Origin of the sequence: Enterocloster bolteae, from assembly GCF_002234575.2 — a bacterium.
GTDB classification, from domain to species: Bacteria; Bacillota; Clostridia; order Lachnospirales; family Lachnospiraceae; genus Enterocloster; species Enterocloster bolteae.
In genome coordinates this window covers 777,566-804,449 of record NZ_CP022464.2, presented here as the reverse complement: position 1 = coordinate 804,449, position 26,884 = coordinate 777,566, and the positions used below count along the sequence as shown (strand labels likewise).

Below are 26,884 nucleotides of genomic sequence, written 5' to 3'. Positions count from 1 at the left end.
AATAAAACTATCAAAATTTATTGATGTTAGACTGTTATAAATATGGAGTTTACTTGGAAATGAAAAAAACAAAAGATTCTATATCAGATGATTATGAGAAACCATTATTCAGACGCGGATGGTATATAGGATTCCTTTCCCTGGTCCTGGTCTCAGTTTTTGCCCTTTCCATCCTGAATGCAGCCAAGCTTCAAATCGAGTTGGACCGCTCTACCCAGGGCTATTTAACGGATGTGACCTCCCAGTTGTCCCGCGATATCCGGGATGCCATCAATAACAAGATAACCAATCTGGTCATGACTGCTGACAGCTTTTCGCAGTTTACAGAAAAACAAGATACAGATACAATGTCAGGCTTTCTGAACCGCGCAGCCCAGATTTTGGAATTTAAACCTCTGATTTTCTTTGACAGGGAGGGCTTTTCTGTCTCCTCACAGACTGACGATGGTGAACCCCCTGTATCCCCGGAGGACTTTCTTAAGCTTCCCAGTGTCCGGGCCTCTTTTCAGGGCAGCATACAAGCCAGCTATATAGGTGGAAAAAGTATTTTTTATTCCGTCCCTGTCTATCGGGACAACGGAGTAGACGGGGTTCTGGTGGGTGTTCGCAGCAAGGAAAACATGCAGTCCCTCATTTCCTCCAAAAGCTTCAGCGGCCAGATGCTGAGCTGCATTGTGGACAGCCAGGGGCAGGTAATCATATCTCCTACGGATCTAAAACCCTTTCTGCAGCTGGGGGATATCTTTAAACAAGAAAAAAATGAAAAAATAATTACAGACATACAGAAGATGCAGCGGGATATGACAGAAAACCGCAGCGGCGTCCTGAAATTTACTGCTACCACAAAAGAAGAACTGCTCCTCTCCTATAATGCCCTTAACATAAACGATTGGTTTCTGCTTACCATCATTCCTGCCGATATCATATCCACCGGGACAAACCAATACATCCTTCAGTCCTTCATCATTATAGGGGCTACCATACTTATATTCTCCCTGTTTTTATTTGCAGTATTCCGGTTCTATAACGCCCACAAAAGGCAGCTTGAGCTGATTGCATACAGGGATCCCCTTACAGGCGGGCTTAATAACGCGGCTTTCCAGGCCAGATACAGGGAACTCTCAAAAAACATGACCCCCTGCACCTATTCCATTGTGCTTCTGAATGTCCGGGGATTTAAGATGGTCAACGAGCAGTTCGGCATCCGGATCGGCAACCAGATTCTCTCCTATATATATAAGGTGCTGAAGCAGCATCTGCGTGAGGAGCAGGATGAATTTGCGGCCAGAGGCGAATCAGACCACTTCTTCCTCTGTCTGAAGGAGTACAGCCCCGGAGCCATCCAATACCGGCTGAATGATATGATTCATGATATCAACAACTTTCATGATACGGAACTTCCCGACCTGTCCCTGTCCTTCAAGCAGGGCGCTTGCCTTGCAGACGACCCGTACCAGGAAATCACTCTTCTCCAGGACCATGCCAGGATCGCACTGCAAAGCTGCGGGACAGATTTATGCCACAGCTGCTGTTTTTATGATGAAAGCCTGATCCGGACCCTGAAAATAGAACAGGAGTTAAACGCGCTTTTTGAGGACTCCATTGAAAACCGGTATTTTCAGATTTATCTGCAGCCCAAAATCGGACTCAGAAGCGGCCGGCTGGAAGGAGCAGAGGCATTGGTGCGCTGGAATCATCCCCAAAAAGGAATCATATATCCATCTGATTTTATACCATTGTTCGAGAACAATGGGAAAATATGCCGGCTGGATCTCTATGTATTCACAGAGGTATGCGCTGCCATAGACCGCTGGAGACAGGAAGGGCTGCCGTTGATACCAGTCTCCGTCAACCTGTCCCGCCAGCATTTCCGGAATCCCAATTTCCTGGATACCTTTGCAGGAATCGCATCCAGCTTTAAGATACCCGATAAAATCCTGGAATTCGAGCTGACGGAGTCCATTTTCTTTGATAACCAGCAGATCAAGACAGTCAGAGAAACCATTCAGGAAATGCACCGCATGGGCTTTCTGTGTTCCCTGGATGATTTCGGGTCTGGTTTTTCCTCCCTGGGACTTCTGAAGGAGTTTGATGTGGACACACTGAAGCTGGACCGCTCCTTTTTCCTCAATATGTCCGGTCAGAAAGCAAAGGATGTGATTTCATGCCTGATTGATCTGTCCAGGCATTTAAAGGTAAAGACTGTGGCCGAAGGCATCGAATCCACGGAACAGGTTGATTTTCTTCGCAGCATGGGCTGCGATATGATACAGGGATATGTTTTTTCCGCTCCCATACCTCTAAATGAGTTCGAGAAGCGTTATCTCCAGGATCAGCCCTAGAATTCGGCGCGCTGCCGGTTCAACCGTTTAAGGCTCCTGCTTGCCTGCCGCCTGCAAAAAGGAGCAAGCCCGCTTTGCCCATTCACACTTCGTTCATATTTCATTCAAAAACCTTTTACACAAACAACATTATTTCTTCATGTTTAAGCTATATACTTTAAACATAGCAAACAACAAGAGTTGCTACACAAAAAACGCTTACAAGATTTTTTTCATAATACTCGAGCTGATAAGAATTTATCAGCTCTCCTCCCTTTTAAAATACTTTTTTCCAGAAGGCGTATCATCCTCAGGATGGTGCGTTTTTTCGTTTATCCGTGGTCCGGGGCAGAGCTAAATCCTGCCCCTGTTTCTTTTTTTGAATCAGGACGCTGGCCATACTCTTAGTCCCGCCTTCTTAAAAACCCCTCCGGAAGAGTTACTTCCCTGGATAAAAACAGAAGGGCTGTCAGGTTGGGGAAGGCCATGAGTCCGTTCCATATGTCTGACAGCAGCCAGACCAGTCCCAGCCTGGCCTCGCTTCCTAAAAATACAGCTGCAATAAACAAAAGGGGATATACCTTGGCAGCAAACATGTGCTGCGCATTTTCCCCGAACCCGCACCCCCCGATGAAATAGGCCGCAGCCTGCCTCCCCAGATAAAACCAGGCCATGATTGTGGCAAATGCAAATACTACCATGGAGCCGCTGACCAGATATTCTCCTATAATTCCCAGCCGTCTGCTAAAACACCAGGCCGCAAGGGCTGCTCCCTCATAAGGTATTGTCTCCGGGCTGGAGCCGGTCATGCACAGGATTACCAGGGCCGTTAGGGTGCACAGGACCACGGTGTCAAAGAACACCTCGAACATGGCCCACATCCCCTGTTCATGAGGCGTTGTGCCCTCTGTGGGTCCGTGGAGTACCGCCAGCGTGCCAAGTCCGGCCTCATTGGAGAATACCCCCCGCGAGATGCCGTAACGCACGCTACGGCTGATTACATATCCCGCTGTCCCTCCTGCTGCCGCTTCAGGCCGGAAAGCGGAGGTTACCATGGATGCCAGTGCTCCGGGTATCTGTTCCAGACAGGAAAGAATCACAATCATGGAAAAGGCAATATAGATTCCGGACGCCGCAGGCACCAGTTTTTCAGCCACATTTCCGATTCTGCGGATTCCTCCCCAGGTGACCAGCACCAGAAGGCCGGTAAATATCAGACCGCCTGCCAGGGCCGGTACATGCCAGGTGTATTCCATAGTGCTGATGGCCGAGTTGGCCTGAACCATGCTGCCCATTCCAAGAGAGCTCATCAGGCACAGAAAGCTGTACAGCACTCCCATTCCCCTGAGCCCCAGTCCCCTTTCCATGTATATAAACGGACCGCATATGTAATGTCCGTCCTTATCCCTGTACCGGTACCTGATTCCCAGCATGGTCTCTGCATAAGCGGTTATCATGCCGATCAGGGCTGATACCCACATCCAGAACAGGGCGCCTGGCCCTCCCGCTGTCAGCGCGGTTGCCACCCCTGCTATATTGCCTGTTCCCACAGTTGCCGCCAGCGCGGTGCACACCGACTGGAACTGGCTGATTCCCTTTCCTTTTCCGGTGCCGTCCTCCTTCCTGGACGCTTCTCCCGATATAAGCCGTCCTGCTGTGCGGCTCCACCAGAATAAAAATCCCCTGATTTGGAAAAAATGACATTTCAGGGTAAAGAATATACCCACCCCAAGGAATATGACAAGGGTCCACGGCCCCCACACCATCTGGTGGACCTGCTCTAATACATTCATCATCTGAACTTATCCTGCCCTGCTTACTTCTTATAAATGTCTTATTCCGAAGTTCCCCTGACTATGACCGCTGGAAGGAATTTTCTTTTGTTTCCGGCTCGCATTTCATAGTTGTTTATGATAGAATATGTAGTAGGAACTACTGCAAGAATCCAATAGAAAAGAGGTATGCCGATGCCAGGTTTTACAACACACTATGTCTTGGGCATGAAAGCATACAATGATATGCCTCAGAACAATCTGAAGTTTATCATTGCCAAGTATCGGTGGCTCTATCAGCTGGGTCTCCAGGGGCCGGACATGTTTTTTTATAACCTGCCCATCCTGCGCCATCGAGACCACCGCAATGTAGGTTCCTATATGCATGAACACCATGTCAATTACTTTTTCCGTTGCTGTTTCATGCAGCTTTCCCGAATCGGTTCCAGGCAGCAGCGTGAAGAAGGCCTGGCCTACATGTGCGGTTTTATCTGCCATTATATCGGTGACTCTATATGCCACCCCTATGTATACGGACGCATTGAATACGATGTCAATCACCCGGGGTCCTATTACCACGGACTCCACGCCAAGCTGGAGAATGACATAGACGCTCTTCTGCTTCAGAAGTACAAGAGAAAGAAGCCATCCCAGTTCAACCAGGCAGCAACCATCTGTCTGAATGGAATGGAAACCCAATTTATTTCCCAGTTCCTGTCAGACTGCATCAACGAAGCATTCTATCCGCTGAGCTATAAGAACAGGTACCAGGTCACGGCTCCTATGATACACCGCTCCATTCTGGCTCTCCGTTTTGGATGCAGGACTCTGTCTGACCCTAACAGCAGAAAAAAGGACAGGATTGCATTTTTTGAATCCCTGTTCCTCAAAAATCCGGTAGCCTCCAGCAAGCTGGTTACGGATACCGTGGAGAACCCGGCCTGGAGCCTGAACCTGCATCATGAGACATGGTGCAATCCTTGGGATAAGAGTATTGCCTCCAAGTCCTCCTTCCCAGACCTGTTCAGACAGTCCCTGGGGAAGCTGAGCACTATCTTCTACATGATCAACTCCATGCTGGAGACAGGACAGCCCTTAAAGCTGAACGCCCTTGAGAATCTTCTGTCCGAGCTGGGTAATTATTCCTACCACAGCGGACTTCCCTGTGCAGATGACTGAATGCCGCAGAACAGCGGCCAGGGCAAGTAAGTCAATAAGCAGCATAGACCCGCCAACCAAAAGAGTATTAATAAGTAAAAAGCCGCGGCTCCTTTTCCTGAGGATTCAGGAAGAAGGAGCCGCGGCTTTTTGCTGCTGGTAATTTCTGTTATTTTACGGCTTCTGTTGTTTTACAATTTCTGCCATCTTTTGGTTGATTCAATGCACGTCTTATTCGATTACCTGGTCGCCGTCCTTAATGCAGTAATTTGCATTCACGCCAAGGCGGACCATCCAGTTCTTTGTCTCCTGTGTAAGCCAGATACCGCTTCCGGATCCGCCGCCGTTGTCATTATCCCACAGCCATTGGGGGGTTGGCCAGAGAGCAACGCTGGGTCTTAACGCCTTGTAGACCTCATATCCTACGCCGTTCTGTCCGTGATGGGCCACCTGGACAATATCACACTTAAGGGCGCTCAGATCATGGTCGGCCATCAGCTGCTCGCCGCCTGATTTAGCCAAATCCCCAAGGAACACGGTGTTTGTCCCATTCAGGGATACCATATAGGCCACACTGCTGTTATTGACAAAGTCATTGTTCATCTTATATGCCTGATTCAATACCTGAATCCTGGCAGGACCTGCCTGGATAACCTGTCCCGACACAATATCACCGTGAAGGATATTCTGAGGCACCAGACCAAAGGCTCCCTTGATGTAGGCCACCATCTTGGCGACCTCAGGGTCCTTCTCAGCATACCAGCTGTCCTCTGCAAAGGAATAGTAGATGCCGTCAATGGTAATCTCTCCGTTATGCTTGTACAGAATGTCTGCCAAAGCTCCCACATGGTCTGAATCAGGGTGGGTCAGAAGCCATGCCTGGACATGACCGCCCTTCTGCTTAATCTGGTTCAGAAGATAATCCGTATTATTGGTCCAGCCACCGTCCACTACGATGAGGCCGCCCTCACCTGTCTCAATGATAACCGACAGAAGCTGGGCTGCCGTGTCGTGGTTGGCCAGCATGGTGAGACGGCCGGCCCCGAACAGGGAAGTGGAATCTGTCTTGGGAGTGGTGACTTCCCCAAATGCGGCAATCTGAGCCTTGGCCTGAATGACCGGCTGGCTGGCAGCCGCTGCCTGGGATGACTGGGCTGTCTCCCCTTCATCCCTGATGATAATTTTGTCCGGGGAAGACAGCATCTGTCCCTGGGCCTTTAGCGGCTGGGAGTTGGTCATGGCCAAGCTGTCCAGATTCCCTCCGGTCATTGTCAGTGTCATGATGGCCAGCAGCCCGGCGGCGGCCTGTTTCCAGTATCTGTCAATCCTCATCCCAATATCTCCTTAATCATCTCTTTACTGAATCTGAGCCGTCAGCTCCCTCTGTTCCCCTGCCTTCATAACGTCGTTTACAAGGTATGCGCTTTCATCCCCCTCTTTGTCGTAAGGGAACACCTGAACAAGCACGTCATGCTCGTCAAAGTAACTGCCGTAGTAAGTACTGTCCGTATCCTCCGGGTCTGGCGCTTCATAATAGAAATTCTGCTCCGCAATGTAGGTGCCCACTGCCTTCAGTACTTCCTGGCCATAAACCACAGCAATGTCCCCTGTGGTCTTATGAGATACGGGAAGCAGGACAACGACCCTGTTGCTGCCGGCGTCATACTTGGCATCCAGATCCATCACATAATCAGCAAACACCCCGTAAGGCTCCAGGAACTGATCCCTGAGGTCTTCCCTTACCTCCTGCCAGTCGATGTTAATATTTTTATCAACCTCCAGGTCAGGCTGTCCGTCCCCCTGAACCACACCGTTGCTGGGAGAAACAATGTTGCTCTGGGTACAACCGCAAAGCAGGGCCGCTGAAGCTAATAATATCAATGATAATTTCTTTAATTTTCTCATGATATGGTAATCCTCCTTTTTGTCAACGTTACTATTATAGCTAAGATTACAATAATTTAACAGTCCTTTTTTCTTACAAAATTATTGATGTTTTTACAAGTTCCTCTTGATTTTTCCAAGAACTGATGATAATATGTTCAATATAGTTAATTTAAATCAATTTTTGAACATCCAGGAGGATACAGCCATGAAACAAGATAAAAACCGCAGTATAGACACTCCATTAAAGAACAGACTGGACTGGGTCACAACCATCATTCCCTTTGTGACCATACTGGCCCTCTGTTCCCTGTTCATGATATTCCCGGACGCCTCATCCCAAGTGCTTGGTTCTGTGCGATTTTTCCTGGGGGACCAGTTTGGAGGCTATTATCTTCTCCTTGGGCTGGGCGCCTTAATCTGCTCCCTGTACATGGCGTTTTCGCGCTATGGCAAAATAAAGCTTGGGAATCTTGAAAAGCCGCAGTATTCCTCCTTTCAGTGGGGTTCCATGATGTTTACGGCGGGATTGGCAGCCGACATACTGTTCTACTCCCTGTGCGAGTGGATGCTCTACGCAGGCGAGCCCCATATCACGGACATGGGAGCCATGCAGGACTGGGCATCCACCTATCCTCTGTTTCACTGGGGCCCCATCCCATGGAGCTTTTACATCATTCTGGCTGTGTCCTTTGGCTTTATGCTTCATGTGCGCAAGCGGAACAAACAAAAGTACTCCGAGGCATGCCGGCCGCTTCTGGGCAGACGTGTGGACGGTGTTTTGGGCAAACTCATTGACCTGACAGCGGTATTTGCCCTTCTGGCCGGCACTGCCACTACATTTTCCCTGGCAACGCCCCTTCTTTCCATGGCCTTAAGCCGTGTGCTGGGCATACCTGAAAACAATTTCCTGACCATCGGCATCCTGGTCATCATCTGCGTTGTGTATACCATGGCCGTATACTTCGGCATGCAGGGCATTGCCAAACTGGCAGCCTCCTGCGTGTACCTGTTCTTCGGACTGCTGGCCTATTTCCTTTTGTGCGGGGGCGAGACACGCTATATCATCGAGACAGGCATCACCGCAGTGGGGAACATGGTGCAGAACTTCGTGGGCATGGCCACCTGGACCGATGCCATGCGCACCTCCTCCTTTCCCCAAAACTGGACCATCTTTTATTGGGCCTACTGGATGGTATGGTGTGTTGCCACCCCCTTCTTCATCGGCACCATCAGCAAGGGAAGGACCATCCGCCAGACTGTGCTGGGAGGTTATTTCTTCGGTCTCTCAGGCACCTTTACATCCTTCATCATCCTGGGCAATTACGGACTTGGACTGCAGATGCACGGAAAGCTGGACCTGATGGGTGTCTATGCAAAAACCGGAGATCTGTACCAGGCCATCATATCCATATTTGAGACAATGCCTGCGGCCAAGGCCGGACTGGTTCTCCTGGCCATTACCATGATTGCCTTTTATGCCACTTCCTTCGACGCCCTGACCATGGTGGCCAGCTCATACTCCTATAAGTCCCTGGGCGCTGAGGAAGAGCCTCACAAGCAGGTAAAGCTGTTCTGGGCCATACTGCTGATGCTGCTGCCCATAGCCCTGATTTTCGCGGAGAATTCCATGGCTAACCTGCAGACTGTGTCCATCATAGCAGCTTTTCCAATTGGTTTCATTATTGTCATGATTGTATGGAGCTTTTTCAAAGACGCCGGGCACTACCTGGACAAAGAGAATTCCGAAACGCGGAATATGGAATAATGTAATTGAATGGTATAACTGGATGGTATAATTAAATCGTTGCAAACATCATAAAATCAATAAACGAGGACCGGTCTCCCTGTCCTCGTTTAATTTTGTACACACATAGTTATGTACGCTCCTTATCCTTCATTATCCTCCCACAGAATCTTCTGAATCCTGTCCTCGGCCTCCAGCTCGTCACTTCCCTTAAAGTAAAAAGTCAGAAAACCTGTCATTCTAAGATTCTTTACTTCGTCGTATTGCTTGACATTTGCTGTATACTTATCGCTGGTGACAAAAATATCGCAGTCAAATTGATTTGCCGTCTGAATCAAATAAGAAATAGGGATTGGCCTAAAGACTCTTTCCCTGCTGTCAACTTGTTTCGTTAACATAGAATCACCTCAATTCAAAACAAAACCGACTACTGGTTACCACCCTCCTCTGAATAATTATACATGCCCCTATGTACTTAGAATAACATTTTTTTCCACTAAATTCAAGGGATTGACGCATTAAATTTATATAGTTTTTGTAAATTTTAAACTAAAAGTCAGAGAAAAACCCTATTTTCACCTCCGTTTTGTTGCAAATGTAACAAAGCTGGTAAAAATAGGGTTTTACTGTAATTTACATTTAACCGGCGCTAACGCTGACGCCTTTTACAGCCCATTGATAATTGCGCAGTGCCTGCTGGAGATTCAGGTCAGCACACTTAAATCCGGACTGGGCCTGGAGATAGGCCAGCTCCTGCTGCATGAACTGAATCTGGCTCAGCGTTCCATTCTGCCTCTGAATCTGCGCTGCATTCCATGTGAGCTGGGCGCTCTGGTACGCAGTGGAGGCTGAATCATAGGCTGCTTTTTTCTCCAGTATGGTGTCATACAATGTCTGCATATCAGAACGGAGCTGGTCCTCTGAGTAGTCCACGGTACGCATCTTATTGGCCTTCTGCGTCATTTCTTTGGTGGTTCGGACCTGGAAGTCGCTCATCCCTGACCCTGAACCGCTCCGCATGCTGATCAGGCTGTAGTTGTTGTTTACCGCGGTTTCCTTGTCGGATGTCAAATCCAGGGTTCCGATAACCGATGGGTCTGCTGCCGGAACCGGGCCAATGACAGTATCCGCGCCTTTCTCCCATCCGGTGTAGTAACAGAGGGTCTTATATATCTGGTCAATTCCCGCATCTATACTCTCCAGCTGGGATTTTGCCGAGGACAGCTGGGCTGCGGCCGAAAGCACGTCTGCATCCACCGCAAGCCCCTGGGCCTGCATGGTCTGCTGTATGGCCTGGGCTGTCTGGGCTATCTCCAATGCCTTGGCTACCACAGTCCTCTGTGCCAGGTAATACTCATACTGGTTCATCAGAGTCTCCGCACCGGACACAATCATGTTCACCTGGCGGTCCACGCTCCGGCTGGACTTGCTGCGCTCAATGGAACGGTCCATGGACCCTGCGCTGGAACGCAGCATCCTGGCACCTCCCACCACCTGCATGACCGCAGGATTACCGCTGCCCAGAACATCTGCCAGCTGGTCTGCCTGGGACATATAATCATCAGCCACCACTCGCATAGCCGTTGCAATGCTTCCCTGGTCCTCTTCCATGGTATCAATCATGGAGTACGCGCTTTTTATAGGGGCATAGCAGTTCTTAATAAGATCTGTCAATTCATCGTACTCCATGTGGCTGTCCTGGATCCGGGCCATGGCCTCTGTGTACGTATCACCCGGCACCACTCCCGGCTCGTCTGCCAGCGCAGCGCCTGCACCGCCCACCGCCATCACGGCTGCCAGCGACAAAGCCATGAAGCCTTTTCGTCTGTTCATATTCATCTGTCCAACCTCCTTACCTTTCTTCAACCGGCCTAATTGGAGGTTGTGAGACCTTTTACATTCCAATCATAGGCTTCCATGGCCAGCAGAAGCTGAAGCTTATCTGTCTCCACACTGTTCTTGGCGGATATATAGCTGTTAAGCACATTCTGGTATTCCAGCTCTGTAATTTCGCCTACCGCTCTCTTGGCCGTTGCCGTGTTCAGGTTAACGGAGGCAACATCCAGGGCCATCACGGCCGCGTTCAGGGAATCACGTCCCGTAAGTACTGCATTGTACTGGTTTCTAAGGGATTTGGCCGCCTTATCCTTTGCATCCTGGATCTGTGCCTGGTTGGAGTCAATCAGGTACTGGCTGGTCAGGTTGCCGGCCTTCTTCTCAAAATATTTCACATCATAATTATTCGCGATGGCCGTCTCCATATCAGCGTCCGGATTCATAGATGCAATCCGGTTCAAATCAGGCTCGGGCACATCCCTAATCTCAGGCTGTCCGTCCACTGCCCATCCTAACATCAGACAGAGACTCCTGTGGACATTGTCAGCTGATTTCTGTGCAGTAAGGATAGCCGTATCCTGGTCCTGTACACTCTTTAATGCACTCAGCACATCTGCCTGGGTTGCCATGCCGGCTGCCTGGCGGGCTGCGGTTGCTTCATACTGGGCCTGCATCAGATTCCTGGCGCTCTGAAGATTTTCCATATTGTACCGTGACTGCTCATAAGTCACCATCAGCTGCTGGGCCTGATACACAAGTCCTGCCTCTGTCTGGTCATACTGAATCTTCTCCATGTCCGCGTCCTGATAGTTATTGTCGGCCTGCTGCTGGAGTACGCCCACCTGGAACCTGGCTGTGGCCCATGCCACGTCATCGTCGCTGTCTGCATTATTCCAGATGGCATCAATATCATCCATATAATCATCGTAGGCCGCATTCAGGTCCTTGCCCTTCTGATCCTTATAGGTAGACCGGTTGCTGCGGACCGTTGGGTTGTACTCATGCACCAAGTCCTTTAACTCCCCGAATTCCAGCACATTATCCCTGAGGGAGGCCCATTTATCCTCGCTGTATGCGAATTCAGGACTTATATCCTTGTTGATATCAGGTGCAGGCGGCTCTGCAATCGTATGGGCGTCATCCGGCTTGCTTACATTGGGCCTTTTCCCGCTGGCCGCAAATGAGGTCAGGGGCATTGTCCCGGCCATGGTAATGGCTGCCAGGACAGCTGCTGCCCGGTATCCGTATTTCCTGTTCCTTAAATTCTTCATCTCTTATCTCCTCTTTTCTGTGTTTCCTTATCACGTCAGTTTCCGGTGTTACGGCAGACACCGTATTCCAATATAAGCATTTCCTTCTTTGTCACTTCCAGAAGTTTTTCCCGGTCCACCACATTCTTATAATACAGCGTTACAGCCCTGATGATAATAAGCATGGTCATGTCCACCAGATACGACAGGGTCTCTTCATCAATGGGATAACGTTCCCTGTCAATCCCTTCATAAAGCTTATGAACGAATTCACCATAGGACTCATCCTGAAGCAGAAAGCCCTTGATTCCAAATAAATGGTTCTGGTCCACCACACTTAAATCCGACAGCATATTCCTGTACATCTTATAGCCCAGGCCTCCATGGTCCTCATCCACCACTGCCTCCAGAAGCTTAAGGGCTGTGCCAAAGGGATTTCCCCCCTGTTCCTTCAGGGTTCTGAAGATCCTCTCCTGGCAGTTATCCCTGAAGCCTCTGAGCATATACCGCATCAGGTCGTCCTTATCTTCAAAATATGTATAAAAGCTCCCTCTGGATATGTCTGCCTCCTTGATAATCTGGTTGATGGATGCAGATGAATAAGGAACCCTTGAGAATTCGTGGACCGCCGCTTCCAGTATTGCCTGCTTCTTCTCTTCCTTTAGTTTCAAAAACCGTTGTGTAGGCATGAATCCAGCCTCCTAGCCCTCTTTTGTAAGATACAATCATATTCCTCTTGGTGACATAATGTCATTTGTGACAATATGTCACGAACCCAATTATAAACACATATGCCATGGATTGTCAAGAAAGGAAGAATTAAATTTCCATAAACAGAAAGTGCTGGAATTCCCCCGCCTTTATCTCCCTATATCATACCGGACAAAACCGCGCAGCACTCAAAAGGAGACCACCCGTTTTCACGGGCAGTCTCCTCTCTGATACGAAAATAGGTTTCCTGTTAAAATTTATCCTTCCACTGGGCAATATTATCCTTGTCAAAACGCAGCGGCTCTCCTAAAAGCACCTGGGTTCCTCCGTCATAGTATTCCTCGATGGTGAATTTTCCCAAGTCACCGGCATCCACAATGTCCCCAACCTTGCCGGTTGCAGCTCCTGTAACCAGTGCATGGGCAGAGTATGCTCCTAACGCTCCCTGGTCCAGCGGATTCCACAGATAGGCGTCATAACAGATTCCATTTTCAATATAAGGCGCCATCTCAGAGGGCAGGCCGACTCCGGTTACCTTGCAGTCAGAACCCTGGTCCTGGATCACCTTGGCTGCTGCCAGTATGCCTACCGTTGTAGGGGAGATGATTGCTTTGAGGTCCGGATTGTTCTGAAGCATGGCCTGGGCCTCGCTTGTGGACTTGTCAGGAAGGTCATCGCCATAAGCTATATCCAGCACTTCAATGTTCTTATAGTCTTCTGGATGTTCCTCAACCTCCAGAAGCATTGCTTTACACCAGTCGGCATGAAGCTGGGATTCAGGATTTGCGGAAAGTATGCCTATCTTTCCTGAGCTGCCAGGTCCTCCGCAGATTGCCAGGGCAGACTGCATTTGGGCCCTTCCCACCTCGTCGATGCTGCACTGCTCCACATGTACCTGACGGCTGTCAGGGTTCACTGCCGTGTCCACGGAATTTACTGCTATTCCCTGGGACATTGCCTGCTGTAGAATAGGCTGCAGGGCATTAAAATCTGCGCCAATTACCGTAATGGCATCCACATTCTGGGCGATAAGCTGGGTAATGATCTCAATTTCTTTTTCAGCTGTGGGCTGGTCAGCTCCACGGTAAACAGCTTCCACTCCAAGTTTGTCACAGGCTGCCTTGTATCCGTCAAACATCAAAAGGAATATGGGGTCTGCCGCTGTCTTAGATACAAATGCATATACCTTTTTCTCTCCATCCTCAGGCTGTGTGCCTGCTTCCTGTGCCGCTGCAGCCGCTGCATCCTCTCCAGCTTTGGCGGCCTCCGTAACAGCCGCTGTCTCTTTGCTTTCCTCCTTCTGCCCCGTGCTGCATCCGGTCAGACTCCCCAGTACCATAGCTGCCGCAAGCATAAGTGATAATGTGCGTTTCTTCATAATCTTTTTCCTCCTTTAGTATTTTTGTTTGTTATGTATGACACGTTGTCTAATCCACCTGCCTGAGGCAGATTCAGAAATCACTTCCTTTAGATTAGGAATCGCAACCGCTACTACCAGCAGCGCTCCAATAATAATCATGAGAATCTGCGATGAAACATTTACAATTCCAAGTCCATACCGCAGGAATCCGATTGAAAACACTCCCAGAACAGCGCCCAGAACCTTTCCCTTTCCTCCTGCAGTGCTGACTCCGCCCAGGATTGCCATTGCTATGACTTCCATCTCGTATCCTTTTGCAATACTGGCCCTGGCGCTTCCCAGCTTTGAGATAAGAAAAAGCCCTGCAAATCCTGCGCATAATCCGCTGAGGGTAAAAACCAGTACCTTAATCTGATTGGTCTTTATACCGGAAAACCGGCTGGCTTTGGCATTGCTTCCAATGGCATACAGGGAACGTCCGAATTTTGTCCTGTGAATCACAAATGCAAATATCAATGTCTCCACAAAGAATACAATCAGAATCAGGGGAATTCCCGCCACCTTGCTCCATGCCAAAAATGACATCTTGGAGGAAATGGATGTAATGGGCTTATCTTCCAGAATCATATAGGCAATTCCCCGAAACAGTATTTGATTGCCCAGTGTGACAATGGTGGAATTCAAATCCGGAAATGCCACCAGCAGAATGCCGTTAAAGAAGCCGCAGGCTGCCCCCACCAGCAGTCCCACCATCATGGCCGGAACAATGGGCAGCCCCGCCTCGAACGCAACGCCCGTACAGCATCCAGAAAGACACATAATAGATGCTATGGAAATATCTATCTCTCCCAAAAGAAGTACCATCATGGTGGTAAATACCATAAGCGCCTTATCCATGAACACCACCATATTGTTCATCATATTGTTAAAGTTCAGATAATTACTGGACAGGTTGATGTTAATAATATTTATGATAATGAATATTACAAATATCATTGTTTCCCATTGGAATAAAACGGATTTTAAGGAATGGGATCTTGTCTTTGCTGTTCCTTCCATAATTAATCCCTCCCCTGCAATGCCTTCTTGTCCATATGCTGCTGTGTAATGGAGTTGATTACAACAGAAGCAATGATGACAAACCCTTTGATACCCATTTGCCAGAATGAAGAAACCTGTATCAACGGCAGAATATTATTCAGTGTTCCAAAAAGCAGTACTCCCAATACCACGCCGCCCACTTTTCCAGAACCTCCGGTAATAAATACCCCTCCCAACACCACAGATGCAATTACGTTTAATTCATAGCTGCTGCAGGACTCTCCCTGGGCGTTGCCGAACTTGCATATCCACAGCATTCCTGCCAGGCCCGCTATCATACCGTTAATCACATAGGCCAGAAATTTAGTCCTTACCGGATTAATGCCGCTTATCTTGGCAGAAAGCTCATTGTTTCCAACTGCATACATATATCTTCCATTCCTGAAATACTGCAGGAATATGTATCCCATAACTGTTATGAGGATTGCGATAAATACAAGATTATTGATTCCAAAAACCTTACCCGTAGATATACTCATGAATTCCTGGGTCATGTCTCCCTGTCCTACCCAGGCTCCTTTGCTGAACACATATACCAGGCCTCTCAGCATATCACATACCCCCAGAGTACCTATCAGCGGAAAAATTCGCAGTTTCGCCACAATAAAACCATTCAGCAGCCCGGCCAATAGACCAATACCCAATGCGATCAGTACGATTACTATAATAGGTGTCTCCCTGTGATCCCTTAAGGTCAGAGCACATATCATCCCTGCCAGACCCATGGTAGAACCCAGAGACAAATCTATACATCCTGTCAGTATGACCATCATCATACCAACGGATACCATCATAAGAATGGCAGTTTCCCGCAGCAGGTCATTTAAGTTGGAGCTGGACAAAAAACGTCCCCCTGTCCTTACCTGCACCAGGACCGCAATGACAATAAGGATTGCAAAAAGCGTAAGTTCCCTTATGTTGTGAGACACAAAGCGTTTTAAATCAAAGTCTCTTGAAATGCTTTTCATCCATCTCACGCTCCCTCTTTCAAATCTTCATCTTTGACGGTCATAGCTGCCGCCAGTATCTCCTCCTGAGTCACATGAGATGCATCAAAAATTGCCGCCAGATGCCCCTCATGCATGACACCAATCCTATCCGCCATAGACATGACCTCAGGCATCTCGGAAGAAACCAATATAATTGCATATCCCTGGGCAGCCAGGTCAGACATAATAGAGTAAATCTGGGCCTTTGCGCCTACATCCACGCCCTTTGTCGGCTCATCCAACAGCAGAATATTCACATCCGAGTTCAGAAGCTTCGCAAATACCACCTTCTGCTGATTTCCTCCTGACAGTGAATCCGCTCTGGAAAATATACTCTTGGCCTTGATTTGAAGCTTCTCACATAGCTCCCTCCCCGCCTGCCGTTCCCTTCCCGTATCAATACCAATCAGGCGGTTATATTTATCCAGCGTAGACAGGGTCATGTTCCTGTACAGTTCCCATGAGAGAATCAGGCCCTGCTGCTGCCTGTCCTCCGGCAGATACCCAACCCCCTTCTTCAATGCCTGGGACGGATGAGTAAAGCTGCATTCCTCCCCGTTTATAAGTATCGTTCCTGAATCCGGCTTTAAAAGACCGCATATTCCCTGACACACCTCGGAACGTCCCGCCCCAACCAGACCTGTAAGACCGAATATCTCGCCCTTCTTTACATCAAAACTGATGTCCTTAAAGTATCCTTTTTTTGTAAGTCCTTTTACTTCAAGGGCTGTTTCCCCAATGGGAACCGCCTGCTTGGGATACAGCTGGGTAACCTCGCGTCCAACCATAGCCGATATAAGCTCATCCTTAGAAATCTTATCCACATCCCATGTACCTATATATCTGGCGTCCCTGAATACAGTAACCCGGTCTGCCAGCCTGTACATATCCTCCATCCTGTGGGAAATAAATATGATGGAAGTTCCCTCGGCTTTTAACTTCTCCGTTATGCGGTAGAGCTCCTCACATTCCCGCTTGGACAGGGCGGCGGTTGGCTCGTCCATAATGACAATCCGGGCTTTAGAGGAAACTGCCTTTGAAATCTCCACAATCTGCTGCTCCGCCACACTTAGATTTACCATCCTTGTCCTGGGATTGATGTCGCATCCCAGACTCATCAGAAGCTCCTTTGCCCTGCCATGCATCTCATTCCATTTAATAGACCCCGCCCTTGTCAGCGACTCATGACCGATAAATATATTTTCTGTCACGCTCAGATATGGATACACCGTACTGTGCTGATAAATAGCCGCTATACTGTTGGCTGCCGAATCATTGGTGTTTTTAAATACCACCTTCCTGCCGTTAATCAGGATATCCCCCTCTTCCGGTTCATGTACTCCGGTAATTACCTTAATCAATGTGGATTTTCCTGCGCCATTTTCACCCATTAATGCATGTATCTCACCCTGTTTCAGCTGGAACTGAACGCCATTTAAAGCAACTACACCGGGAAAACGCTTCGTGATATTCCTGAGTTCCAATATATACTCATCCACCAAATCCCACCTCCCAATCCAGAATAAAAAACACAATGCAAACTCCTTACTTAAAGCATAAGGCATGCACTGTGTTTCGTAAATGTAAAATCAAGAACTATTGTTGCACTTTTTTGAACTTTTATATATTTTTCTGATTCTTTTTGTTCCTTTTTCACCCCTCCCCGGCATCCCGCGTCATATAATGCATATTTTTTGCACATAAATCCATATCAATCGCTTGATTATTTAGCTATTTATACTCGCTCGGCCATACCCCCATTTCCTTTCTGAACACCTTTGAAAAATAATGGATATCCTTATATCCCACCTGGTCTGCCACTTCCTTAACCTGAATCTCCGGATGATTCTTAATCAATTGACAGGCCTTCTCCATCCTTATTTTTGTAAGGTACCTGGATGGAGAAAGACCCACGTATTTCTTAAAAATACGGCTTATGTATTCTGATACAAAACCAAATTCCATGGATAATTCTCCAGCCCTGATATTCCTCTGGTAATTATCCACCAGATACTGCTCTATCATGACAACCATCTGCGGCATGGCTCCCTCACTGCTTCCATCCTCTGCCAGATCTTCTTCCTGCCCATTCATCCTTTCCACCAGCTGAAACACCCGCGTCTTAAGCTCCCCGTAAGAAAATGTCTCGTAAACAGCATTCCACACACTGGCACGCACAGAATGGCTGCTGCCTTTTCCTCTTTCCAAAAATTCCATCATGAAATTTTCAATGGCCATGCATGTCTTATTCTTCTCCTCAAATTCCCTCATAAATGCGTCCAGCTGACTGCATGCCCCTCTGGTATCCCCTGCTTTCAGGGCTTTTACCATAACGGAAAATGCCTCTGTCTTCACATCCTTCTCCCATGTATCGTCATGAGGAGGACAGAAGCGTCCCCCGCAGCTATAGCATGACTTCCCGTATATGGATTCCGTCATTATTTGAATTCTGAGCTCCAGCACATACTGTCTGAAATCCTGGACCGGGACAGGTTCCGGCAAACCCGCGATTGCTATTACACCATCTGATTGTCCCACGGTATTCAATAGTTCCAAAGCCTTGGCTTCCACGTCCGTAATGCTGTCTTTGACGGCCACCACATATTCTCCGGCACCATCTGATGTCTGGAAAACAGTATCTTCATTCCCAAACATCTTAACCAGACCGGACTCTATATTTTTCTGGGATTCCGGATTCAGACCTCCCTTAACACAGCCTCTGCTGCGCATCCGTATCAGCAGCAGATACCATGACGATGCCTGCAGCTCATCATAAAAACACGATTTCTGCGTCAGCTCACCTCCGTCCAGCAGATTCTTGAAACATTCCCGCCTTCTGTTTCCCATCCTCAGATGATACTGTTTCTTAAGGACTTCGAGAATATCCCTCAGTTCTGTCTTATTCACAGGTTTTAGCAGGTAATCCGTAACACCATTTTTGTATGCCTGCTTGGCATATTCAAACTTATCATACCCGCTGAGCACCACGGTCTGAATCTCCGGTCTGTATTCATGAAGATACTGGAGAAGAGTGATTCCGTCTCCTCCAATCATCATGATATCCGTAAATACAACATCTACTTCCTCTGCCTCCAGAATGCGCTGTGCCTGGATTCCATTAAACGCTGTATACCGTACACTGAATTCCCGGTCCATCTCAGAAATGGTTTTACATATCATACGCTGGATAGGAGGCTCGTCTTCAACAACAAGAACATTAATCATTTATAATTTCCTTTCAAAACCACATAGGTATACCCATCGTTTCCAGTATATATCTCATATTCTACCTGTTCCTCATACAAAAGCCTCAGTCTGATAATGGTATTTGTAAGTCCTATGCCGCTGATTTTCTTCTGTTCTCCTTTCAGGAACCCCTCAACTTTCTCATTCAGCTCCGTCAGATCCCTATCCTGGAAGGGCCGGCCATTATTCCTTACATGGATTCTCCAATGTCCATGACTTGCAGTGACTGCCACATGTATAATCCATGGAAAACCATTTTCGCCGAATCCATGTTTGAAGCAATTCTCCACAATGGGCTGAAGAATTACCCGGGGTACCTTCACACGCTCCAATTCCCCTGCTTCCTCAATGTTATAAATAAGATTTTCCTCGTACCGGTCCTTCATCAACTCCAGATAATTCTCCGTATGGCGGACTTCATCCTCCAATGTACTGTTGCTCTCCTCCTCATAGACCGTGGAGTAACGCAGCATATCGGAAAGGCGGCTGCACATTCTCTCCACCTTTTCCTGCTGGTCCGCCGATGCGCTTATGACCGACAGTGTATTATATAGAAAATGGGGATTCATCTGACTTTGAAGTGCATTAAGCCGGGCTCCCAGCTCCAGCTGCATACTTTTAGACAGACGCTTAAGCGTCTCCTTAAAAGTATTATTAAGGGCCATGATTTCATTCTCATCATTCCCCTCCAATGTCTTCATGTCCAGATTCGACCAGGAAATAGACTGTGCCGATACAATCATATCATTGATAGGCCTTGTCATCTTCAGTGATATTCGGTATGCCATGTATGCGGACAGGACCATGAATACAAAAATAGCCATGATAATTACCTTCTGGATATCCTGTATCACGTTGACGATGGAACTTTTATTGCGCACCATCACTGCCATCCAGCCGGATGTCTCCGATATACCGGCCGAGAGATACTGCTCCTGTGCCCTGTTCCCAACCTTTATCCGGCAAAACCCGTACCGGCTGTCCGGATTTTTGGATGCCTGACTGTAATAAAAATCATAGTACTCAGGAGGACATATACTTTCCATGCTGTTAAATATGCATCTGCCCGAAGAGTCAAACAGGAGCACTGCCATGTCCTGATCAAGGCCTGGCAGAAGGGTCTTGACCAGCTTCTGGAAATCCTGCTGTATTTCTATGATGCCGTACATATCATCCTGAATCTTATTGCCCAGCGGACAGTACAGAGAAATCATCTCATAGCCCACTTTACTGTTCCAGTAATCCGGATGGGGACCTTCCACATAGATATGCCCATCATTCAGAACCAGTCGGGATATGATTTCATCCAGATCCATATGGCTGCGCAGGACATTGTCAGCATATGCTTTGGACTGGGGCATGACTCCGCTGCTGACATAATCCCCATATCTGTTAAATACACTGATTCTGGTGGCAATCCTCTGTATTCCATTGATGTCTGCCAGGGCACTGACTGCGTTTATATGGTCCACAATATGGTCCCCATAATAATTATCATTTGCCTTGTCATCTGAAAATGTGCCAAAGTCCTGAATCAGCCGCGAATTCATCATCACCTGAAAACCCACGTTGCGCATTTCAACCATAAAACTTTCTAACTGCTGGGAAACCTTTATACACATGGAAATCTGGTTTCGTTCTGCTGTTTTCAGGCTGGACTCCCTGACCATCACCGCAACCAGAGTATAGAAGAGTACAAGACCTCCTACAATAATAATCAGATATGACTGCAATATTTTTTTCTGGAAATTAGAAAAAACAAAGGGTCTTTTCACTGTTTCCTCCCAAATAGCTCCCTGTTCATCATATCCCCAGTTCGTTCCTGATTTCATATACCATTCTCATGGTATTGGCAAGATATAATTCAGGGTCCCTGTAATTCTCCGAGTACAGTTCGCACGTAACATAACCATTATACTTCCAATTGGCAAAGACTGTAAACATGTCTTTTATTGGTATTATCCCTTCATCCAGCCTTTTATGGGCATCGGTCATCCCGTCATTATTACAGATATGGATATAGTTCATCCTGTCCTTCAGCTTGTCGAAATAAACCGAAAACGGCTCATTGGCCACTGTTGGCGGAGCCACATCCATCATGGCCTCCACATTATCCCTTCCAATTCTTTTTATGGCGTCCACACAGTCATCTGCTGTTGTGATAACCGGACTTTCCATGGGCGTCAAGGGTTCTATCACCAGGCTCACGCCTTTAGGCGCCCCATAGTCGCAAAGGTACTGCATATGTTCTATGAAACGCCGGCAGACCAAAGCCTTTGGCGCCTCATACCCCGGATGGTCAGCCACCACCAGCATTCTGGGGCATTCCAACTCATATGCAATATCAATAGATCTTTGGAAAAATTCAATGGTTTCATGGATTGTCCGTTCTTCCAGGGAACAGAGATTATAAGGCCCATTCAGTACGTTTGGCGTATACATGGGAATCTCCAGTTTATATTTCTTTTTTAAGGCATCAATCTCCTGTATCCTCTCCCGAGTCATATCCGTAAAATACCCATGGGGACGTCCACCCCACAGCTCCACCCCATCAAGGCCGTAGCGCCTGGCCATCTTAAAACAGTATTCCAGTGAAAAACGCTTAAAATCCAATGAAATCAACCCAAATTTCATAGCGTTGATTCCTCCTTTCCTCTCATTGCAGCCAGCCGTTTCAACATGCTGCTGTTTCCCATATAAAGATACATTTCCCTGTACATCTGAAACAAGACATCATAGGCAGCCGAGGCAGATTGATCTGGTATATAAATTTTCCCCACCGGCGGCCCCATGGCCTCAACGGCCTCCTCAATGGTATCATATCCCCCTCCCTTCCTTCCGGCCGCAACTGCCCCAAACATGGCGCTTCCCATACAGCTCCCGTTTGCTATGACAGGAACCCTGATTTCCCTGCCGAGGACATCCGCCATGATCTGCATAATGAGAGGGTTCTTCTGGGCAACACCGCCAGTGGCATAAAGCTGCCTGCATCTCACCCCCGCCATCTCCATCTGCTCTATTATCATCCTCTTTCCAAAAGCTATTCCTTCCATCAGCGCCCTGTAAATTTCCTCGGGCCTTGTCTGCAGGGTCATACCAAACAAACATCCCCCAAGGTCGCTGTCCATCAGAACAGAGCGGCATCCATTCCACCAGTCAAGGGCAATCACACCGCTGCTTCCCGGTTTCAGTCTGCCGGCCTTTTCATCCATCCATTGGAATACAGACATATTCCTGCCGGCTGCCTCCTCGCGGCAGGCAGCGGGAAGACAGTTTTCCATGAACCACTGAAAATGGTCCCCCATACAGGCTTGACCCGCCTCGTAGGCGTAATATCCCGGAATGGCGCTGTCCGGGCAAATACCGCAAAAACCTTCCACCGGAATCTGATTCCTGCTTATGAGGATATCACATCCCGAGGTCCCAATCACCATGAGCATGGCGCCCTCACTGCACAGTCCTGAACCTGCAAAAGCAGAATGGCTGTCACCCAGGCCGCAGGCCACAGGCGTACCTGCAGGCAATCCTGTTTTATCTGACATCTCTTTGGAAATTCCCCCTATACAGGTACCGGGCTTTACCAGCTTTCCCCTAAGCTTCTGTTTCACATCCGGCATCTCAGGATGGAGCGCCCTCAGGAAATCATCGGAAGGATATCCTTCTTCCTCCTGCCACAATGCAGCAACCGCGGCAATGCTTTTGCTTCTCATCCTGGTTCCTGTTATCTGCCACGTCATCCAGTCAGCACCTTCCACAAACTGGTCCGCTGCCTGATAGATATCCGGTGACTGTCTCAGTATCTCAAGGATTTTTGGAAACAACAGTTCAGAAGATATTTTACTGCCGTAATATTTGAGAAACCGCTCCTGCCGTAAACCGGCTTCTCTTGTAATGTCATCCGCCTCCTTCTGGGCATGGTGGTGCATCCAGAGCTTTACATAGCTGTGAGGGTCATCCCTGAATTCCGTGTGCATACACAACGGAATGCCTTCTCTGTCAACCGGCATCATGGTGCATTGAGTAAAATCAATACCGATTCCCACCGCTTGGTCTGCCCTAAGCTCCTTGTCCTTAAACATATCCTGAATAAGGAACTGCCAGGCATCCAGGTAATCCCGGGGTTCCTGCAAGGCAGTGCCCGGTTCCAGCTTTCTGCCTGTAGGCAGGGATTCCTTCATAATCCCGTGGGGATAACCATATACGGACTCCTTTAAAATCCTTCCGTTTGATACATCCACTGCCATGGCCCGCGCAGACAGGCTGCCAAAATCAACTCCTATGGAAAATCCCATCTTTGTACTCCCTCCTATTGACCATAATCCAGCCAGCCCCTTTTTTCCTTCGCTATGTCCTCCGGATCCAGCAGTGGTATCTCTGCTCCCATGGATTTTGCGAGAACGAAGGTCTTAGCCGCCTCCTCCAGATAGATTGCCGAGTATAACGCCTCTTTCATATCCGAACCATAGGCCATAATACCATGATGTTTTAAAATAACGGCCCGTGCCTCCCCGGCATACTTCACAGCCATGATACCCATTCCAATGTCAGAGGAAGGGGTGAATGGCGCCACGTTAACCGCAGCCCCATTGGCATCAATAAGAGTGACCAGGAATTCCGGGATCTGATCCGACGCGAATCCGGCAGCAGTGGCATAAGGCTGATGGGTATGAATCAATGCATTAATATGGGGCATATGTTCAAACATATAGACCAGGGCCGGAGAATCCGAAGACGGCTTTCTCGTCCCCTCCACCACCCTGCAGTCCCTGTCTATGACCACCACATCATCCGCTGTCATCTCCTCATAAATCATGCCGGACGGAGTCACCAGAAACAGATTCTCCCCTGCCCTCATGCTCACATTCCCTCCTGACAGGGATATGAGATTGCATTTCTTAATTTCCAGGGCTGCATCCAGTATCTCCCTTTTTTCCTTTTCAAACATAATCATTACCTCCTCGTTATGAGCATCTGGCGCATCTGATTTTATCCATCATGAATGTCCGTGCGCATCTTATGATATCCAAATAATTCTCTTCCGTCTCATTCCACATTTCAATGGTAAGGGGACCTCTGTATTCCATGGCATCCAGCGCCTTGAATACCCCTATGAAGTCCATATTTCCGGCTCCCAGCGGAACTCCGTAAAAGTAATCAGGCAGCGAGTCTCTCACATGTACATTGGCTATATGTCCCCTCCCCTGGGGTAATTCTGTAACCGGGTCGATTCCCAGGGATTTCATGTTGGCTACATCAGGATAAATTTGAAGCCAAGGCGAATCCGCCTCTTTGACCAGGCGAAGGGTATCGCTGACCTTTACCAGGTTTACCTCCACCGGCTCAATAGCCAGCATTACGCCTGCCTGTTCCGCCCATTCCAGGCATCTTAAGATATTTTCCCTGTACCGGGCAGCTGTCTCATGGCTGCGCGGTTCATAAAAAGCATCATATCCTGCAACCTGCAGCATACGGACCCCAAGATTCTGACAGAAATCAATTCCCTCCCTCATCATCCGGATTCCCCGCTCCTCTAATTCTCTGGAACTGCTTCCCAACGGAAATCTGCGGTGCCCGCTGAAACATGCTGACAGAATCCTTATGTTCTGGTTCCTTGCAGCCCTTCTTACCTCTTCGTATTGCTTGTCATCCCAGTGCAGGCGCGCCAAACGCGCATCGCTCTCATCCAGGCTGATTTCATAATTCTGGTACCCCGCAGACGAAGCATCGGCAAACATTTTTTCCCATTCCTGCGGCTTAATAGCCTTTTCATATATTCCGAAAGGCCTTTGAATCAGTTCCATATCCATTTAATGTTTCCATCTCCTTCCAGGCTTTGGCCGGATCTTCTGCTCCCCATACCGCCCGTCCCATAACCACACAATCTGCACCTGCCTCTGCCACCTTCCCCAGCTCATCCCTTCCAATTCCGCCGTCCGCGTAAATCATCACCTCATCCGGTATGCAGGCCCTGGCCCTGCGAATCCGTTCCAGGGCACATGACCGGAACCGTTGGCCGCAGCCGTCCGGCTCGGATGTCATAAGGAGAAGATAATCAAAGGAGTCGATGTAACTCATGACTTGCTCTATTGGCATAGACAGATTCAGGGCAAGGCCTGCCTTCATTCCTGCCTGACGTACTTCATGTAAGAATTCCAATGGGTACGGTAGGGCCTCCATATGTCCGCAGACAGCAGATATGCCGCTTTTTGATAGTTCTTGAATATATTTGATTGGATTTGTCGTCAAAAGATGAACATCCAGTTCTGCCTTAGAATAGGCTGCCATCTCTTTTACAGTTTTCATGCCAAACGTAATATTAGGCAGAAAATTTCCATCCTCCACATCAATATGTATGTACGGTACGTCTCTAATCCGGTCCAGCTGGCATTTTAAATCCAGCTGGGATGCTGACGCGATTGATGGTATAATCTTCATGTCATCCCTCCTTTTTGAACTAATCTTAGCATATTTTGAACTATTTTGCAATATTTATGATTTTATTATTGCATTTTTAGAATCTTTATGATACTATTTGAGTACAAACTCGATGCAAACTCCTAATTTGAATTGAGAAAGGAATATATCATTATGTCAAACTGGATGCAGGATTTATTTCATGTAGAAAAACCAATCATTGCAATGTGCCATTTACAGCCATTGCCCGGAGACCCCTATTATGACGCAGACGGAGGTATGGAAAAGGTGATGGCTGCTGCCAAGGCAGACCTCCTGGCACTTCAGGAGGGCGGGGTTGACGGAATTATGTTCTCCAATGAGTTCAGCCTTCCCTACCTCACAAAGGTGGAACCTGTCACGATAGCTGCCATGGCAAGGGTAATCGGTGAACTAAAACCGCTCATAACAGTTCCATATGGCGTCAACTGCCTGTGGGACCCCATTGCCTCCATTGACCTGGCGGTCGCTGTAGACGGTAAATTTATCCGTGAAATTATCTCCGGTGTATATGCATCTGACTTTGGACTCTGGAACACCAATGTAGGAAAAACCGTCCGTCATAAAATGGCAGTAGGCGCAAAAGACTTAAAGCTTCTTTTCAATATTGTGCCTGAAGCTGCCAGATATCTGGCGGACAGGGATATAAAGGATATTGCCAGGTCCACAGAATTCAACAACCGCCCAGACGCCCTCTGCGTATCTGGTCTCACTGCCGGCAGCGAAACCGATACCCAGATTCTTGGCCAGGTAAAAGCTTCTGTCAAACACACCCCTATCCTTTGTAATACCGGATGTAATGTGAATAACATCACAAGACAGCTGTCCGTTGCCGATGGAGCAGTGTGTGCAACTACCTTTAAATATGACGGTGTCTTTGAAAATGCTGTAGATGTAAAGCGGGTTAAAGAATTTATGGATAAAGTCAAGGAATACCGGGCAACCCTCTAGGGCGCGCAGATGGCGGGAATGAATTTTAAGACGCGTCCAAAATCAGGAATACTACGTAAACAAAGTCTATGGTATACTAAGGGCATCTTTTAATCAGAAGATGCC

The 26,884-nt window shown here is 48.0% G+C and carries 22 protein-coding genes; 4 read left to right on the top strand and 18 right to left on the bottom strand.

The features are described 5' to 3' along the window. The first annotated feature begins 59 nt into the window (after positions 1-59). Positions 60-2,342 carry an EAL domain-containing protein gene (locus CGC65_RS03840; protein WP_002568245.1) on the top strand — a complete coding sequence of 761 codons (2,283 nt, stop codon included), beginning with the start codon at positions 60-62 and terminating at the stop codon, positions 2,340-2,342. Between the two features lie 383 nt (positions 2,343-2,725). Here the strand turns inward: CGC65_RS03840 and CGC65_RS03835 are convergent, their stop codons facing one another. Beyond that, positions 2,726-4,117 (bottom strand): alanine/glycine:cation symporter family protein, encoded by a 1,392-nt coding sequence (locus tag CGC65_RS03835; protein ID WP_002568247.1) that lies wholly within the window; start codon positions 4,115-4,117, stop codon positions 2,726-2,728. Between the two features lie 171 nt (positions 4,118-4,288). Here CGC65_RS03835 and CGC65_RS03830 point away from each other — a divergent pair, with 171 nt between their 5' ends. Then, positions 4,289-5,272, top strand: coding sequence for a zinc dependent phospholipase C family protein (locus CGC65_RS03830; RefSeq protein ID WP_002568248.1), 984 nt, complete (start codon positions 4,289-4,291; stop codon positions 5,270-5,272). A 210-nt stretch (positions 5,273-5,482) separates the two neighbouring features. On the opposite strand, the gene CGC65_RS03825 is transcribed toward CGC65_RS03830, so the two are convergent. Beyond that, positions 5,483-6,583 carry a ComEC/Rec2 family competence protein gene (locus CGC65_RS03825; RefSeq protein ID WP_002568249.1) on the bottom strand — a complete coding sequence of 367 codons (1,101 nt, stop codon included), beginning with the start codon at positions 6,581-6,583 and terminating at the stop codon, positions 5,483-5,485. 24 nt (positions 6,584-6,607) lie between these two features. Continuing rightward, positions 6,608-7,156 (bottom strand): hypothetical protein, encoded by a 549-nt coding sequence (locus CGC65_RS03820; RefSeq protein ID WP_002568250.1) that lies wholly within the window; start codon positions 7,154-7,156, stop codon positions 6,608-6,610. 187 nt (positions 7,157-7,343) lie between these two features. Here CGC65_RS03820 and CGC65_RS03815 point away from each other — a divergent pair, with 187 nt between their 5' ends. Beyond that, positions 7,344-8,903: a BCCT family transporter gene (locus tag CGC65_RS03815; RefSeq protein ID WP_002568251.1), complete on the top strand. Its 1,560-nt coding sequence runs from the start codon at positions 7,344-7,346 to the stop codon at positions 8,901-8,903. A 122-nt stretch (positions 8,904-9,025) separates the two neighbouring features. On the opposite strand, the gene CGC65_RS03810 is transcribed toward CGC65_RS03815, so the two are convergent. The 15 genes from CGC65_RS03810 to CGC65_RS03740 form a co-directional block, all read right to left on the bottom strand. Beyond that, on the bottom strand, positions 9,026-9,280 hold the full coding sequence (locus CGC65_RS03810) for an HPr family phosphocarrier protein (protein ID WP_002568252.1): 255 nt from the start codon (positions 9,278-9,280) through the stop codon (positions 9,026-9,028). Positions 9,281-9,521: 241 nt separating this feature from the next. Next, positions 9,522-10,721 (bottom strand): TolC family protein, encoded by a 1,200-nt coding sequence (locus tag CGC65_RS03805; RefSeq protein ID WP_002568253.1) that lies wholly within the window; start codon positions 10,719-10,721, stop codon positions 9,522-9,524. Positions 10,722-10,753: 32 nt separating this feature from the next. Next, complete coding sequence (locus CGC65_RS03800) at positions 10,754-11,989, bottom strand: TolC family protein (RefSeq protein WP_002568254.1); 1,236 nt, start codon at positions 11,987-11,989, stop codon at positions 10,754-10,756. Between the two features lie 35 nt (positions 11,990-12,024). Beyond that, positions 12,025-12,657 (bottom strand): TetR/AcrR family transcriptional regulator, encoded by a 633-nt coding sequence (locus CGC65_RS03795; RefSeq protein ID WP_002568255.1) that lies wholly within the window; start codon positions 12,655-12,657, stop codon positions 12,025-12,027. Between the two features lie 272 nt (positions 12,658-12,929). Beyond that, positions 12,930-14,057: a substrate-binding domain-containing protein gene (locus tag CGC65_RS03790; protein ID WP_002568256.1), complete on the bottom strand. Its 1,128-nt coding sequence runs from the start codon at positions 14,055-14,057 to the stop codon at positions 12,930-12,932. Positions 14,058-14,072: 15 nt separating this feature from the next. Further along, positions 14,073-15,098: an ABC transporter permease gene (locus tag CGC65_RS03785; RefSeq protein WP_002568257.1), complete on the bottom strand. Its 1,026-nt coding sequence runs from the start codon at positions 15,096-15,098 to the stop codon at positions 14,073-14,075. Positions 15,099-15,100: 2 nt separating this feature from the next. Further along, the gene (locus CGC65_RS03780) at positions 15,101-16,108 is read right to left on the bottom strand and encodes an ABC transporter permease (protein WP_002568258.1); all 1,008 of its coding nucleotides are present in this window, start codon (positions 16,106-16,108) and stop codon (positions 15,101-15,103) included. A 5-nt stretch (positions 16,109-16,113) separates the two neighbouring features. Continuing rightward, entirely contained in the window at positions 16,114-17,628 is a 1,515-nt protein-coding gene (locus CGC65_RS03775; protein ID WP_002578391.1) for a sugar ABC transporter ATP-binding protein, read from the bottom strand. A gap of 232 nt (positions 17,629-17,860) precedes the next feature. Continuing rightward, positions 17,861-19,354 (bottom strand): response regulator transcription factor, encoded by a 1,494-nt coding sequence (locus CGC65_RS03770; RefSeq protein WP_002568260.1) that lies wholly within the window; start codon positions 19,352-19,354, stop codon positions 17,861-17,863. Then, complete coding sequence (locus CGC65_RS03765) at positions 19,351-21,207, bottom strand: sensor histidine kinase (RefSeq protein WP_002568261.1); 1,857 nt, start codon at positions 21,205-21,207, stop codon at positions 19,351-19,353. The genes CGC65_RS03770 and CGC65_RS03765 overlap by 4 nt, the downstream gene beginning before the upstream one ends. Beyond that, entirely contained in the window at positions 21,179-22,009 is an 831-nt protein-coding gene (locus CGC65_RS03760) for a TIM barrel protein (RefSeq protein ID WP_002568262.1), read from the bottom strand. Before CGC65_RS03760 ends, CGC65_RS03765 begins: the two co-directional genes overlap by 29 nt. Next, positions 22,006-23,667, bottom strand: a complete 1,662-nt coding sequence (locus CGC65_RS03755; protein ID WP_002568263.1) for a ribulokinase — start codon at positions 23,665-23,667, stop codon at positions 22,006-22,008. The genes CGC65_RS03760 and CGC65_RS03755 overlap by 4 nt, the downstream gene beginning before the upstream one ends. Before the next feature lie 14 nt (positions 23,668-23,681). Further along, positions 23,682-24,320: a class II aldolase/adducin family protein gene (locus tag CGC65_RS03750; RefSeq protein WP_002568264.1), complete on the bottom strand. Its 639-nt coding sequence runs from the start codon at positions 24,318-24,320 to the stop codon at positions 23,682-23,684. Between the two features lie 16 nt (positions 24,321-24,336). After that, the gene (locus tag CGC65_RS03745) at positions 24,337-25,182 is read right to left on the bottom strand and encodes an L-ribulose-5-phosphate 3-epimerase (RefSeq protein ID WP_002568265.1); all 846 of its coding nucleotides are present in this window, start codon (positions 25,180-25,182) and stop codon (positions 24,337-24,339) included. Next, a complete protein-coding gene (locus CGC65_RS03740; RefSeq protein ID WP_002568266.1) occupies positions 25,142-25,810 on the bottom strand; it encodes a ribulose-phosphate 3-epimerase in 669 nt (222 codons plus the stop codon). Before CGC65_RS03740 ends, CGC65_RS03745 begins: the two co-directional genes overlap by 41 nt. A 153-nt stretch (positions 25,811-25,963) precedes the next feature. Between CGC65_RS03740 and CGC65_RS03735 the strand changes: the two genes are divergently transcribed. Then, positions 25,964-26,779, top strand: coding sequence for a BtpA/SgcQ family protein (locus tag CGC65_RS03735; RefSeq protein WP_002568267.1), 816 nt, complete (start codon positions 25,964-25,966; stop codon positions 26,777-26,779). Positions 26,780-26,884: the final 105 nt, after the last annotated feature.

Excerpts from the sequence above, each read along its gene's own strand:
- CGC65_RS03795 (WP_002568255.1), bottom strand. The coding sequence starts at position 12,657 with ATGCCTACACAACGGTTTTTGAAACTAAAGGAAGAGAAGAAGCAGGCA.
- CGC65_RS03835 (WP_002568247.1), bottom strand. The coding sequence starts at position 4,117 with ATGATGAATGTATTAGAGCAGGTCCACCAGATGGTGTGGGGGCCGTGG.
- CGC65_RS03805 (WP_002568253.1), bottom strand. The coding sequence starts at position 10,721 with ATGAATATGAACAGACGAAAAGGCTTCATGGCTTTGTCGCTGGCAGCC.
- CGC65_RS03810 (WP_002568252.1), bottom strand. The coding sequence starts at position 9,280 with ATGTTAACGAAACAAGTTGACAGCAGGGAAAGAGTCTTTAGGCCAATC.
- CGC65_RS03815 (WP_002568251.1), top strand. The coding sequence starts at position 7,344 with ATGAAACAAGATAAAAACCGCAGTATAGACACTCCATTAAAGAACAGA.
- CGC65_RS03755 (WP_002568263.1), bottom strand. The coding sequence starts at position 23,667 with ATGGGATTTTCCATAGGAGTTGATTTTGGCAGCCTGTCTGCGCGGGCC.
- CGC65_RS03830 (WP_002568248.1), top strand. The coding sequence starts at position 4,289 with ATGCCAGGTTTTACAACACACTATGTCTTGGGCATGAAAGCATACAAT.
- CGC65_RS03745 (WP_002568265.1), bottom strand. The coding sequence starts at position 25,182 with ATGGATATGGAACTGATTCAAAGGCCTTTCGGAATATATGAAAAGGCT.
- CGC65_RS03770 (WP_002568260.1), bottom strand. The coding sequence starts at position 19,354 with ATGATTAATGTTCTTGTTGTTGAAGACGAGCCTCCTATCCAGCGTATG.
- CGC65_RS03765 (WP_002568261.1), bottom strand. The coding sequence starts at position 21,207 with ATGAAATCAGGAACGAACTGGGGATATGATGAACAGGGAGCTATTTGG.
- CGC65_RS03825 (WP_002568249.1), bottom strand. The coding sequence starts at position 6,583 with ATGAGGATTGACAGATACTGGAAACAGGCCGCCGCCGGGCTGCTGGCC.
- CGC65_RS03750 (WP_002568264.1), bottom strand. The coding sequence starts at position 24,320 with ATGTTTGAAAAGGAAAAAAGGGAGATACTGGATGCAGCCCTGGAAATT.
- CGC65_RS03735 (WP_002568267.1), top strand. The coding sequence starts at position 25,964 with ATGTCAAACTGGATGCAGGATTTATTTCATGTAGAAAAACCAATCATT.
- CGC65_RS03740 (WP_002568266.1), bottom strand. The coding sequence starts at position 25,810 with ATGAAGATTATACCATCAATCGCGTCAGCATCCCAGCTGGATTTAAAA.
- CGC65_RS03785 (WP_002568257.1), bottom strand. The coding sequence starts at position 15,098 with ATGGAAGGAACAGCAAAGACAAGATCCCATTCCTTAAAATCCGTTTTA.
- CGC65_RS03760 (WP_002568262.1), bottom strand. The coding sequence starts at position 22,009 with ATGAAATTTGGGTTGATTTCATTGGATTTTAAGCGTTTTTCACTGGAA.
- CGC65_RS03790 (WP_002568256.1), bottom strand. The coding sequence starts at position 14,057 with ATGAAGAAACGCACATTATCACTTATGCTTGCGGCAGCTATGGTACTG.
- CGC65_RS03840 (WP_002568245.1), top strand. The coding sequence starts at position 60 with ATGAAAAAAACAAAAGATTCTATATCAGATGATTATGAGAAACCATTA.
- CGC65_RS03780 (WP_002568258.1), bottom strand. The coding sequence starts at position 16,108 with ATGAAAAGCATTTCAAGAGACTTTGATTTAAAACGCTTTGTGTCTCAC.
- CGC65_RS03800 (WP_002568254.1), bottom strand. The coding sequence starts at position 11,989 with ATGAAGAATTTAAGGAACAGGAAATACGGATACCGGGCAGCAGCTGTC.
- CGC65_RS03820 (WP_002568250.1), bottom strand. The coding sequence starts at position 7,156 with ATGAGAAAATTAAAGAAATTATCATTGATATTATTAGCTTCAGCGGCC.